Source organism: Neobacillus bataviensis LMG 21833, from assembly GCF_000307875.1.
Taxonomy (GTDB): domain Bacteria; phylum Bacillota; class Bacilli; order Bacillales; family Cytobacillaceae; genus Neobacillus; species Neobacillus bataviensis.
Genome location: NZ_AJLS01000007.1, coordinates 1 through 13122 on the forward strand (window position 1 = coordinate 1; position 13122 = coordinate 13122).

General features: G+C 42.7%; 11 protein-coding genes. All 11 read left to right on the plus strand.

The genetic code is table 11. From position 1 onward, the window contains the following. Positions 1-479 precede the first annotated feature (479 nt). The 11 genes from essC (at position 480) to BABA_RS01245 (ending at position 13121) form a co-directional block, all read left to right on the plus strand. The gene (gene essC / locus BABA_RS01195) at positions 480-5105 is read left to right on the plus strand and encodes a type VII secretion protein EssC (protein ID WP_007083287.1); all 4626 of its coding nucleotides are present in this window, start codon (positions 480-482) and stop codon (positions 5103-5105) included. Continuing rightward, positions 5098-5349, plus strand: coding sequence for a hypothetical protein (locus BABA_RS01200; RefSeq protein ID WP_007083288.1), 252 nt, complete (start codon positions 5098-5100; stop codon positions 5347-5349). The genes essC and BABA_RS01200 overlap by 8 nt, the downstream gene beginning before the upstream one ends. Before the next feature lie 104 nt (positions 5350-5453). Next, entirely contained in the window at positions 5454-6128 is a 675-nt protein-coding gene (locus tag BABA_RS01205; RefSeq protein WP_007083289.1) for a hypothetical protein, read from the plus strand. Positions 6129-6133: 5 nt separating this feature from the next. Further along, entirely contained in the window at positions 6134-7597 is a 1464-nt protein-coding gene (locus BABA_RS01210; protein WP_007083290.1) for an Mbeg1-like protein, read from the plus strand. 18 nt (positions 7598-7615) lie between these two features. Continuing rightward, positions 7616-7807 (plus strand): hypothetical protein, encoded by a 192-nt coding sequence (locus tag BABA_RS01215; protein ID WP_007083291.1) that lies wholly within the window; start codon positions 7616-7618, stop codon positions 7805-7807. Between the two features lie 15 nt (positions 7808-7822). Then, positions 7823-8125 carry a WXG100 family type VII secretion target gene (locus BABA_RS01220; RefSeq protein ID WP_007083292.1) on the plus strand — a complete coding sequence of 101 codons (303 nt, stop codon included), beginning with the start codon at positions 7823-7825 and terminating at the stop codon, positions 8123-8125. Positions 8126-8164: 39 nt separating this feature from the next. Next, a complete protein-coding gene (locus tag BABA_RS01225; RefSeq protein WP_007083293.1) occupies positions 8165-8467 on the plus strand; it encodes a pore-forming ESAT-6 family protein in 303 nt (100 codons plus the stop codon). A gap of 81 nt (positions 8468-8548) precedes the next feature. After that, the gene (locus tag BABA_RS01230; protein ID WP_007083294.1) at positions 8549-9796 is read left to right on the plus strand and encodes a DUF6382 domain-containing protein; all 1248 of its coding nucleotides are present in this window, start codon (positions 8549-8551) and stop codon (positions 9794-9796) included. Between the two features lie 33 nt (positions 9797-9829). Beyond that, positions 9830-10609 (plus strand): PP2C family protein-serine/threonine phosphatase, encoded by a 780-nt coding sequence (locus BABA_RS01235; protein ID WP_007083295.1) that lies wholly within the window; start codon positions 9830-9832, stop codon positions 10607-10609. A 6-nt stretch (positions 10610-10615) separates the two neighbouring features. Further along, the gene (locus tag BABA_RS01240; protein ID WP_007083296.1) at positions 10616-12571 is read left to right on the plus strand and encodes a protein kinase domain-containing protein; all 1956 of its coding nucleotides are present in this window, start codon (positions 10616-10618) and stop codon (positions 12569-12571) included. Between the two features lies 1 nt (position 12572). Next, positions 12573-13121 carry a hypothetical protein gene (locus BABA_RS01245; protein WP_007083297.1) on the plus strand — a complete coding sequence of 183 codons (549 nt, stop codon included), beginning with the start codon at positions 12573-12575 and terminating at the stop codon, positions 13119-13121. The last annotated feature ends 1 nt before the right edge of the window (position 13122 follow it).

The following is a 13122-nucleotide window of genomic DNA, read 5'->3' on the forward strand; positions in this document are numbered from 1 at the left end:
AGTAGGACGTTGCCAGGCACGAAGAAGGACAGCTGAACCAGCTGTTCTTTTTTGTGTCTATTTTCTTTATGGAGATGATTCCGCTAAACTAACACTTTATTCCGCCAAACCTCGGAGTAATTCCGCCAACTTCACAAGTAATTCCGCCAACTTGAGTCATAATTCCGCCAATTTCAAATTAAATTCCGCCAAACTTCAATAACCCCCCCAATATATCCAGTTGCAAACCAATTTATAAGGAACATTAAGTAAAAAGGACAACAATCCATACATATATATCCTTCAAAAATAGTTCTATTGACCCATTAGTAAAGGAATTTAGCCCTATTAAGAAAATGGTATGATAAAGAAGTAAAATTTTAACAAAGTGATATTCTAAAATAGGCGCATTGCTCAATTTGAGATACCTAGAAATAACTTCTATTAAAATACCTATTTGATAAACTTAGATTTTTGCAAGAACTAGGGAGAGATTTTCATTGATTTTAACGTTATTTGACCGCAAAAAGGCATTTACCTTTGTTCTGCCGGAGCGGGTCACCGGACGATATATATTAACAACAGAGAACCAAGATGGCGCAAAAAGAGAGATGATGGCAATTGAGGCTGAAGAGGGGCAATGGTTTTTAAAGTCCAATAAATCTGCCTTCTTGAACAATGCTGAAGGTCATAAAGTGAGCAAGCAGCTCATTGAGCCATTTAGTACCTACACGATTAAACGAGAAAATGATACGCCATCACTGTTATATGTTGAACCCGCGGATCCAGACCAAAACATCTATACAAAGCACTACATTACCACATCTAAAGTAAAAATTGGCCGCTCGAAGGACAGTCAGATTTGTTTTGCCAATAAGTTAGTGTCTAGCTCCCATTGTGAGATTGACTATAACAACAATGGCGGTGCAATCATACGTGATCTCCAAAGTTCGAATGGCACCTACGTGAACGGGGAAAGAGTAACGGAGCGGACATTAAAAATTGGCGATGTTATCTACATAATGGGATTAAAAATTGTTTACAATGGGAAATTGTTGTCATTAAACAACCCACATCGCCTTGTATATCTTGAGCGGAATGCGTTTCAGCCGCTAACGGTTGAACAGCCGCTCCCGGAAAATGAAGACGAGCTAGAAGAGTTTCAACAAGAGGACGAGACAACCGAGCTTTTTTACCGCTCTCCTCGTTTTAAGAGAGACATTACCACAACGGAGATCAAGATTGATCCGCCGCCACAGCCGGTTAACCAGGAAGAAACACCTTTAATGCTATTGTTAGGGCCATCGCTGACAATGGGAATGGCTTCCTTGTTTATGGGGCTATTTACCCTGCAAAATGTGCTGTCGACAAATGGAAATATCATGATGGCGATACCGATATTGGTGATGTCTTTCAGCATGCTGGTCGGAACGATTCTTTGGCCGATTTTACAAAAAAGGCATGAGAAAAAGTCCCGGGCGAAGCAGGAAAAAATCAGGCAGGAAAAATATCGTGCCTACTTAGTGGAAATGGCAGCGGTCATTGAAGAAGAAAAGAAAAAGCAAAGTGAGATTTTGCATAAGAACCACGTCCCAATTGGGCATTGTGCCGCACGGATTCAAGCACGGCAGCGGAACCTGTGGGAACGGACGCTTGGCCAGGATGACTTTTTAAAGCTGCGTTTAGGTCTTGGTAATCTGCCGCTCCATGCTGATATCAAATTTCCGGAAAAACGCTTTAGCGTGGAGGATGATGAACTGCAAGAGGAGCTGCAGAAACTTGCTGCAGCCCCAAAGGTCTTACCAGATGTCCCTGTTACGATTTCTCTTATCGAAGAAAAGATAAGCGGGATTATTGGCAGCAGGGAAAAGGTAAAGAAATTTGTCGAGGGCTTGATTTTTCAATTAACGTCCTTACATAGCTATGATGAATTAAAGCTGGTGTTTGTTTACGACGGGCAAGAGCAGCACATGTGGGACTTTGTTAAATGGCTGCCGCATGTGTGGGACGATGCGAAGAGCATCCGCTACATGGCAACTGATGCCAATGAATTGAAGGAGCTGTCAGCTGTGCTGGAAAAAGAAATTTCTCAGCGGCAGACTCTTGCGGATGATGAATTAGCAAATTTAACACAGCATTATGTTATTTTTTCTATGGATCAGGATTTGGCGGCTAAGGCGGAAATGTTCACAATGATGTTACGAACGAAAAAGAACATCGGCTTTAGCTTGATTACGCTTTATGGTGAATTGAAAAATTTACCGAAGGAATGTTCTGCGGTTATTGAGCTGGATGACGAAGCGGCGAAGATCTTTGACAAGGACGATATTACTGGTCAGTTTACCGCATTCCGTCCTGATATCCATTTGCAGGATGATCCGGAAGAGCTGGCGATTCAACTAAGCAACATCAGTCTTGCTTCATTAAATAAAGCTTATACACTGCCGGAAATGCTTACCTTTTTAGAAATGTTTGGCGTTAGTAAAATTGAACATCTAAACGTGCTGACAAAATGGAAAGAAAATGATCCGGTGAAAACACTAGAAACACCAATCGGGGTGGATCAGCAAGGTGAATTATTTAAGCTTGATCTCCATGAAAAATTCCATGGCCCGCACGGCTTGATTGCCGGGATGACCGGTTCAGGGAAAAGTGAATTTATCATGACGTTTATTTTGTCACTTGCGGTGAATTACCATCCGGATGAAGTGGCGTTTATTTTAATCGACTATAAGGGTGGCGGCATGGCGAATGCGTTTGTCAATCTTCCGCATCTTGCCGGGACGATTACCAACCTCGACGGAGCTGCGGTCAAACGCTCGCTTATTTCGATTCAAAGTGAGCTGAAGCGGCGCCAGGCGATTTTTAGCGAAACAAGCAAGCGGGTTAATGAGAGCAACATTGATATATATAAATACCAGAAGCTTTACCGTGAGGGGCGTGTCACCGAGCCGCTTCAGCATTTGTTTATCATTTCCGATGAATTTGCCGAGCTGAAGACACAGCAGCCGGAATTCATGGATCAGCTTGTCAGTGCGGCACGGATTGGGAGGAGTCTTGGGATTCACTTGATCCTTGCGACCCAGAAGCCGTCAGGGGTTGTCGATGATCAAATTTGGAGTAACAGTAAATTTAGAATCAGTCTGAAGGTGCAGGAGAAGGCGGACAGTATGGAGGTTATTAAACGGCCGGATGCAGCGGAATTATCGACAACAGGACGTTTCTACCTGCAGGTTGGATTTAATGAAGTGTTTATGCTCGGGCAGTCTGCTTGGGCTGGTGCGCCGTATTATCCCGCGGAAAAATTGGAGAAGCACGTGGATGACAGCATTGTCGTAATCGACCACCTCGGACGTGTCCTTAAGAGCGCACGAATTGACAAGCGCAGTGTCTTAGGGCAGAATCCACCGAAGCAATTGGATGAAATCACGAACTATCTGGCCCATTTGGCTTCCCAAGAAGAGGTTCAGGTAAAACAGCTATGGCTTGAACCGATTCCGAGCCGAATCTTTTTGGGGAAATTGCATGAAAAATATCGCGTAACAATAGAGCAAAACTATGTATTGAATCCGGTAATCGGCGAATACGATGACCCGGCCACTCAAAGTCAGCACATCTTAAGATTGCCAATTACCACAGAAGGCAACACCGTCCTTTATGGTGTCGCAGGCAGCGGAAAAACGGCCTTCTTGGCAACGGTGATTTATTCCCTCATGAAGGAGCACACACCGGAAGAGGTCAATTTCTACTTATTGGACTTCAGCAGTGAAACCTTAAGCTGGTTCCGCGAGGCGCCGCATGTCGGTGATGTGGTTCTGTCGCATGAAAGCGAGAAAATCACTAATTTGTTTAGAATGTTAACGAATGAAATTGATCGTAGAAAGAAATTATTCGCAAACTATGGCGGTGATTTCGGCACGTATAACCGATCGGCGGATCAGCCGCTCGCTTCGATTGTTATCGTAATCCATAACTATGCTGCTTTTTCAGAGATGTACGAGGACTATGAAGAATCGATTTCCTTCTTAACACGTGAAGGACTCAAATACGGTATCTATTTTGTCGTAACCGCGGCAAATACAGGAGCCATCCGCTATCGTTTGCTGCAAAACTTCAGACAGCTGCTTGTCTTGCAATTAAATGATACGACGGAATACTCAGGTGTATTGGGAAGCGTTGATGGAGTGTATCCATCGAAACACAAAGGCAGGGGGATTTTTAAAACGGACAGTGTGTATGAATTCCAGACCGCGCTTATTACCGATGACACAACGGATATGTATCGTTTTATGACGAATTATTGTGCAGAACAAAATAAACAGTGGAAAAACGCAAGAGCAAGAAGAATTCCGATTCTGCCGGAAAAAGTCGACCTGGATTATTTCGCTGCAGGTGAACTTCAAACGTATCATCCGGGGAAAATCCCAGTTGCGGTTGAGAAAAACTCACTTGCGATTGCTTTTTTTGATTTTACCGATTCCTTTGTGAATCTTGTGCTTACGGGGAATAACGATGAGGATTGTACGGGCTTTATTCAGGGTACTGCCGAGGTACTCTCAGCAAGCGGCAGCAGTGAAGTCATTGCCATCGACCCGCATACTAGCTTCTTTACGGATACAAACCGCAGTTATCGCTATGTGACAGGCGTTCAAGCAATCGAAGAGACGGTTGTTTATCTGTTCAATACCCTTGTCTACCGTAATAACACGACAAAGGATGTGCTGGCGGAAGGCAAGACACCGCCAGTGTTTGCACCGATTTTCTGTGTAATCGATTCGTTTATAGATATCAATAACACTTTATCCTCGGATGGTAAGGATAAGCTGGCAGTATTTTTAGACAAAGGCGCCTCGCTCGCTGTCCATCTGATCATCGGTGATCAGGCCGACCGCATCAACACGATTTCGTATGAAAGCTGGTTTAAAAACCATGTATCGCAAAGTGACGGTATTTGGGTCGGCGGCGGCATTACTGATCAATTTGTATTGAAGACAAACAAGACGACAAGCGAAATGTATCAGGAAATGCCAAACGGCTTTGGTTATGTGATTAAAAAAGGAAAGCCGGTATTTGTGAAGCTCTTGTCTTCGGCGGCTGTTAGTGAGGAGGAGTTAGTGTATGGATAAGGTGTTAGTGGAAGTGTTTATCCCTGCAGCCAATCAGACATTCGATATCTTCCTCCCGCTAAAAAGCAAACTCCATGAGGTCGTCCTATTATTAGCAAATACGATGACCGAGCTGTCGCAAGGGTATTTTACCGGCACAGAACACACCGTTCTCTGCGGCAGGAGCACAGGGGAAATCTTCAATATCAACGCCACTGTGGAAGAGCTCGGTTTCAAGAACGGAACGAAACTAATGCTGCTGTAAAGCTTTCATTTGGAAAAAAAGAAGGACGGTGTCCAATGAAAATCAAAAAAAGGATTATGCTGATATTCCTACTAATCCTTGTGTTAATAGGAGGAACAGGTTGTATGAATTCAGAAGGTAAAATTGTAAATTATTTAGAAGATAAATATGGTGAAAAGTTTGTCGTTGAACATAAAAAAGAGGGAAGCTTTTTATTTCCGGAGATGTATGGAAAAGATAAATTATTTGTTCATCCTGAGAAGAAACCTGAATTGCTTTTTGAGGCAGGACAAAGTCGTTCAAAAGAGATTCATTACTATGATGGCTATATATCTGCTATTTGGGGTGATGAACTAACGAAAAGCTTAAAGGATGAATTGGAAAAGCAACTGCCAAAAGGGAGCATTTATAGGGTCTTTGTTAATTCTTCAGAGGATAACGCCCGTTTTAAGGATCAATCCTTTTATGATTATATTAAAAATGAAAATAATAGGCTCATGGTCGTTTTGGAAGTGGCGATTAGAACGGATGGCGAACCTAATGTAGATGAATATAGTGCTGGATTGTATCAGGCACTGGAAGTGATAAAAAATTTACATACAAAATACTATACACTTTCTGCAGGGTTTGTTGACAAATCTGAGGATAAAATGACCGATTATATTAGAACCTCAAATGTGAATAATCTTCCTTGGTCCAACTTAGATGCACAGGTTTATGGCTATTTATTAGTAGGTGAACGCTATAACATTCAGAATCCCGATGATTTAATGAAAAATTATAAGCCGGTCGAGGAGTAATCGTTATGTCCATTTCTAATTTAACGGATGAGGAGAAATATTTGCTGCTACAGTTTTCCTATATTGATGTTCCAGATAAAATTCCGGTTGATCCGGAACATCCCATCGACATGAAATCCCTATTAGATGGGATGCTTGATGTAAACAAAGAGTTAAAAAATGATGAACCTTTTCAAGCAATCTATAAATACGTAAACAGCTCAAAAGGCGATGATCTGGCCAATATCCAGTTAACTAAATATCAAAACAACAACCCAACATGGGATGAGATCAAACAGGGAAAAATGGATTCCGGTTTTGTCGGTTATGCCTTTAAGGATGATGAAGGCAATGCCACCGCCTTATTTAGAGGCAGTGAAAGTATGGGGAATCCGCTTCATCTCGTATCGGATTGGAAATCGAATGTCGATGCAGGTGTCGGTCAGGAAATTCAGCAGCAAAAAGAAGCAGCGCAATTCTATAAAGATTATATTTTTGGAGCAGGGGGCGACACCTATGTTATGGGCCACTCCAAAGGCGGAAATTTAGCTAGTTATGTGTTAGTCCAGTTTTTCAATCAAGACAAAAACTTGAAAGCCTATGAAGTAAATGGTGCTCCGATCAACTGGTGGATTCTCTCAAAGGATCAGCAGGAGGTTCTAAAAGGCGACCGTAATATGTTTATTGCTCATCAAGATGATGCGGTCTCACAACTTGGGCATGTTCCATATGTCGATAAAACGATTAAAACGAAGAATAAGCTAAGTGCCTTCGCCGTCATTTCTGCCGTCCTTGCCTATGGAACGCTAGCGCTAGATGCCCATGGATTAGATGTAGTCGAGTTTGACGAAAACGGGAATTTCATAGGGGCATCTGACGGTGCTTCAACGGGCCGGACGGTTGGAAACTTCATTTTCTCTGGGCTTATGTTTCCGTTATCCTTTGAAGCACTGACAAATAAGGCAATGGCATCCGTCAAACAGGCGGTGTTCCAAATGCTGATTACTGCAGGGATCAAAGCACTGGAGATGAAGCAAAAGCTTGATCAGAAGCTGATGCAAATCAAGATTGATTGCATTCGCTATATTTTTACCGTCATGAAGGTTTCACAGAAATTAAAGCAGGAGATAAACCAATTCTTCAATCAATTCATCGAAAAAACAAAGTCGTTCGCTGCACAGCTATGGGGGAAACTGACCGGCGGGCACAGCGTTGCCGTCGAGCCAATTTTGAAAGTCGATCTATCTAGGCTTGCCTACTATTCTTCAAGATTGCAGGCGGTAAAGCGGAAAACGCAGCAGGTTAACAGCATGATTGATAGTTTATATCGTGAGGCTGATTTACTAGATTTGGGGCATGTATTAAAAGCAGACCTGATCACTAACTTTCATTTTAAACTTACTGATAATATTAACTATCTTAATAGAACAATGGATTTATTGGAAAAAGGCGAAGCTGCCATACGAAGAAATGCAGAAGCGATTCGCTAGCAGGCAGGAGGGGTATCGATGGATGCACAGGTGAAAAATAAGGTTCAGACGATTATCGCTGAACTTAATGCAATAGCCAGGGAGCTTGATGAAATTTCGCAAGGTATAAATAGGGAATTTAAAGGGATTGGCGCGGTACAATGTGCCTCAAGCCTGCAAAGTGCGGCGGGGAAGTACCGAGCAGTCACCCATGAACTAAGGAAAATTTGAAAGGAGGTGAAATATATGGCTAGATCGATTATGGTGGATCCAGCGAAGCTTGAAAAAGCAGCTACAAGCATTGATCAACAGGCGGCTGATTATGAAAGACTCTATAAATCTTTGTTTACAGAAGTAGAAGCAATGGGTGCTGCGTGGCAAGGGGCTGATAATCTTGCCTACGTGAACCAAATTAAAGGCTTTACCGACGATTTCATGAAAATGAAGGCGAAAATGGATGAGTTCTCTCATTTCCTTAAAACGTCTGCAAAAACGTACCGCGATACACAAAACGAAGTCATCAGCGGTGCAAAACGACTATCGAACTAATCTTTTCTTTCATTTTATTAATAATAGGGGGTGTATACAATGACGATTGAAGGAGTTAAGATATCACTTGGAGAAGTCAGTAAGACCGCCAGCCAAATCAGAAATTTAAACAATAACTTGTATGTCAGATTACAAGATATTAAGAAAGAAATGAATGCACTATCGCAAACTTGGAATAGTGATGCTTCCAATACGATTCGTGCCAATTTCAATTCGTTTTCAGCACGATTTGATAACTATCGTGACGTGGTTGAAAGTTATTCTAAGTTTTTGGATGTCACGGTTACCAATTATGATGCCACAGAAGCAGCGATTAATAATAATGCCAGTCAATTTAAGTAATTGTTAAAACATGGGGGGAAGGGCACCATAGCGTGCTCCCTTCCATGCCAGTTGGAATTTTAAAAAAGGGGTCGGACAGCCTTGATCAAACAAATTGATTTTAATTTGGAGAATTGCCGAGAATATTTATTTTATCAGGTGAACAGCGATGAGGAAGTAGCAAGGAATGAAATTGGCTTATTGGAAAATAGCCAAGTCTTCGGTTTGTTGTCAATGGTTGTCATCGAAAAAGAGAAAGAAGTTTCATTTAGGTATGATCTATCTTCATGGGAACATATTAAGCCGTTATTCTATAAAGGGTTCTCAAAGGAACGGTTATACAAATTTCTATTACATATAGTAGAAACCCTATTTCACTCCCAAAAAATTGGGCTGCGGCTCGGCAATATTGTTGCCGATCAAAGGCATATTTATATTGACCCGTTATCGGGCAGGCCGTTATTTTTTTACTTGCCGATTAAAGATAATCGCTACGAATCCGGCACCGTAAAGGAGTTTCTATTAAGTCTGCTGTGGATGGCGCCGTATGACGAAGAGGATGATTTGAGTTTCTTTATGAAAATTCATAATTATCTTGTTCGGGCAGAAGAGATCGATCTGCTAGATTTTAAGGGAATGATCGAAGAGCTCGGAAAAGATTTGGTGGAGCCATTACCGATGCATAATGTCACCGAAGTGGTCAAAAGAAGGAGTTTTTCTTCTGAACCAGCCAGAAAAAGTATTGGTTTTTACAGCCCAGGCAATGCTGAACTTCTTCTTGAAGATCAAAATAAGGTCACAGCATCCAGCAAAAAAAGTGTGAAAGAGAATAAGCAAACAGGCCAGAAGCTTGAAATTGAGGAAGAAATTCAGTACAAACGGGTGACGAGAACAGAGCTTGGGGAAACCAACGCTGCGGCCGCGATTGCCGGAACACAAATACATATTGTTCCAGGTAATGGAAAAGGAATGGCGGCTGAAATGGATTTTCAGGATGAAGGGACAACCGTTTTAGGTGTATCGGATGCAGGAACGACCACACTTGGTGTTTCTGCCCCGATGCCGTTCTTACTTACTCTTGCCAATCGAGAGAAAATCACGGTTGCCAAGGATGTTTTTAAACTCGGCCGCGATCCAAAGAATGCCGATTATAAGTCAAGCAACAAAGCGGTTGGGCGTATCCACGCCCATATCCTCACGGAAGATGGCGAATACTTTTTACAGGACAACCGCTCGACAAATGGGAGCTTTGTGAACGATATTAAGCTTGCAAAGAGTGAAAAAGTTAAAATCAAACATGATGATCGGATAACACTAGCAAATGAAGAGTTTGTTTTTAAGTTATTTTAATACGCGATACTTCGTAAGAAAGGCGGTTTGTTGATGTCTTTTCAAATGGCCTACCATACTGACGCCGGAATCAAAAAGAAAACCAATCAGGATGCCTTGCTGCTTAAAACGGCAAAAACCCCAATGGGGCGGATTGGCCTGTTTATCGTATGTGATGGAATGGGCGGGCTCACGCAAGGGGAATTGGCGAGCGCAACCGTCATCAGAGGGATGTCGGACTGGTTCGACACGGAGCTTCCTAAGATCATCCAATCCGGCAACGAGCAGATTGAAACGGTAATCAAGCAACAATTAGCACATCGCGTGGAAGTCCTTAATCGAAAAATTTTGGATTATGGGGAAGCGGCCAATATCAAGCTGGGTACCACCATCACCTCTCTGTTGATTGTTCAATCTAAATACTTCCTATTACACGTCGGTGACAGCAGAGCCTACCAAATCCACGATGGTCTTTTTCCATTAACGAAAGATCAAACGTTAGTGGCGAGGGAAATGGAGCGGGGCAATATCACGGTGGAGCAGGCGAAGGTTGACCCGCGCCGAAATGTCTTGCTGCAATGCGTTGGCGCATCACCAGAACTAGAACTTGTCATATCAAGCGGTGAGGTGAAAGAAGGAGATTTGTTCATGCTCTGCACCGATGGCTTTTACCATGAAATCAGCGAGGATGAGATATTTTTCAGTTTAAAACCGGATCTTTTTTCCAATGAGCTGCAGATGAAAGAAACGGTTGTGGGGCTCGTCGAACTAATAAAGAAACGGAAAGAAACGGATAATATCACCGTTTTACTAACGAAAGTAACACCGAGGTGAAGCGCCTTGATTAAAATCGGCACAATAATTGATGAACGCTATGAAATATTGAAAGAAATCGGCCGCGGCGGTATGAGTATTGTCTATCTTGCGATGGATAACAGGCTCAAGAAATCGCTGGTCGTAAAGGATATCCGCAAGCGAGCCAACAAGGATGATGAACTCCTTATCAATAGCCTTGTTATTGAGGCAAATATGCTAAAAAGATTAGACCATGGCGCACTGCCGCGGATCTATGATGTCATTGACCGCCAGGGCGAAATTTATGTGGTCATGGATTATATTGAAGGCGAATCGCTGAAAGAAAAGCTGAAGCGCGAGAAAATCGCTACCGCCGATGAGGTCATTGATTGGGCGAAGCAGCTGAGCGATGTGCTCGGCTACCTTCATACACGAAAGCCGAACCCCATCATTTACCGCGATATGAAGCCCGATAATATCATGCTGACCCCTGAAGGAAAAATCAAGCTGATCGACTTTGGGATTGCCAGGGAGTTTAAAACAGAAAATACAACCGATACCACGAATCTGGGGACAAAGGGATACGCAGCGCCTGAGCAATTATCCGGTAAGCAAACGGATGCAAGAACCGATATTTATAGTTTAGGTGTGACACTCTACCATTTGGTGACGGGAAAAACTTTGAGTGACCCGCCCTATGAATTGAGGCCGATTCGTACGTGGAACCCGGCACTGCCGGAGGGGCTTGAACATATTATTGCCAAGTGTACCCATGCGGAGCCTGATCAGCGCTATCAAAGCTGTGAAGAACTGGTCTATGATTTACAGAACATTAACAAATTAACCCAGGGCTATAAACACAAGCTTTATAAAAAGTTAGCCGTATTTCTGATCCCGGCTGTTCTGTTTCTAAGCTTTTCCACCACTTCTGTCTTAGGCTATAAAGGGATGAAAAATGAGCAGCTCCAGGATTATATGAGTTTAATTAACGAGGCAAACAGCAATATTCAAAATGGCAAAAACGCCGAGGCAAGCAAAATTCTCGAACAGGCTATTAAGCTTGATAAAGGCAGGGCGATGGCCTATAACAATTTACTAGATATGTATATTCAAAAAGGGGAAGCGGACAAAGGCCTGTTGAATATTCAAAGATATATCGATGACGGGTATGGAAATATCAATCGAAATAGCGAGGTCCTTTTTAAAGTTGGAATGACGTATTTCGATGTTGAAAAAGATTATTTTCGCGCCCAGGAGTTTTTTAACAAGGTGGACCCAGAGGTTAAGCCGGAAGTGGAATATTATCGGTCATTAGCGACGACAATGGGCAGTTTAAATATCGACTATAATGAGTTTGCCAGTGACTTGGACGCCTTTGAAAAATTTACAGATAAAGCCCGTAATGATGCGAAAAAAATTGATAACTACAATTCATTAGCGAATATTTACTTATCCTATAAAGCGCAAATCCCTGATGCCAATACGAAGGCCATTAAATTAGTCAAAAAGGCCAGCGATGTCTTAGCCAAATTAGATGATGATTTCTTAACAAGCAAATATGCACAAGATTTTGAGCGGAAACTGGCGCAGGCCTACTATAGCAAAGCGATTAATTCGGAGGATAAAGCGGCTGCGGCTGGCGATTTTGAGGAAGCCATCGATCATTATACCAATCTTCTTGGTCATCCTGAGGATGTGAATCAAGAGGAGTATATGCTTAAAATTGGGACGCTTTACGAGGAATTGGGCAAGCGCGAGCAGGCTGCGGAACAATTCGAACAGACTGTCAAGGATTTCCCTTCTAGTATTAATGCCTATGTAAAACTAGGAAACTTGCTGCTCAATATCGAACAACCAAAAGAGGGATCGGCACGGAATTATTCTGCAGCGTTAAAGGTGTATGAACAGGCATCCCAATTAAAGGATGCCGCTAACGATGAGGGATTTAAGAAGCTGACAAGAAGGTACGTGAATTTGAATCTGGTGGGGCAGGGGGGATAATATGAACTTTCAAATCATGTTTTATGGCGGCATCGCCGGAGCCATCCTCTCACTCATTCTTTCAATTATTGTTTTTATAAAATTTAATATTTCAGAGGCATTTGAGGATTTAACTGGATTTAGCATTCACAAATGGGTTAAAAAACTGCAGCAGCGCAGACGTTCCCGTCAAGAACAGTTCAATAAGCCCATCACGAGGGAAATTCAGCCCCGCCGCGATGTTGAACTGGAAGCAGTCGTAACAGGTGGCGCTGATGCCACCGAGCTCCTGGCGGAGGCTGCTGCAGTTGAGACAAGTGATGCTGCTTCTACTGAACTTTTGACGGAAGCTGCAGCTTCCACCGAGCTCCTAGCTGAAGCAGCTATAGACGAAACAGAACTGCTTGCAAGCGATGCAGCGGCCACGGAGCTGCTATCCGTGGAATCGGACGAGACCGAACTGTTAAATGAAGAAGCGGAAGAAACAACCATACTATCGGAACCGGTTTTGACTAGCTACTTTATAAAAGAACGAGACGTGGTCATTGTCCATACAGATGCAACAATTTAAA

Excerpts from the sequence above, each read along its gene's own strand:
- BABA_RS01225 (WP_007083293.1), top strand. The coding sequence starts at position 8,165 with ATGACGATTGAAGGAGTTAAGATATCACTTGGAGAAGTCAGTAAGACC.
- BABA_RS01205 (WP_007083289.1), top strand. The coding sequence starts at position 5,454 with ATGAATTCAGAAGGTAAAATTGTAAATTATTTAGAAGATAAATATGGT.
- BABA_RS01200 (WP_007083288.1), top strand. The coding sequence starts at position 5,098 with ATGGATAAGGTGTTAGTGGAAGTGTTTATCCCTGCAGCCAATCAGACA.
- BABA_RS01245 (WP_007083297.1), top strand. The coding sequence starts at position 12,573 with ATGAACTTTCAAATCATGTTTTATGGCGGCATCGCCGGAGCCATCCTC.
- BABA_RS01210 (WP_007083290.1), top strand. The coding sequence starts at position 6,134 with ATGTCCATTTCTAATTTAACGGATGAGGAGAAATATTTGCTGCTACAG.
- BABA_RS01235 (WP_007083295.1), top strand. The coding sequence starts at position 9,830 with ATGTCTTTTCAAATGGCCTACCATACTGACGCCGGAATCAAAAAGAAA.
- BABA_RS01215 (WP_007083291.1), top strand. The coding sequence starts at position 7,616 with ATGGATGCACAGGTGAAAAATAAGGTTCAGACGATTATCGCTGAACTT.
- BABA_RS01220 (WP_007083292.1), top strand. The coding sequence starts at position 7,823 with ATGGCTAGATCGATTATGGTGGATCCAGCGAAGCTTGAAAAAGCAGCT.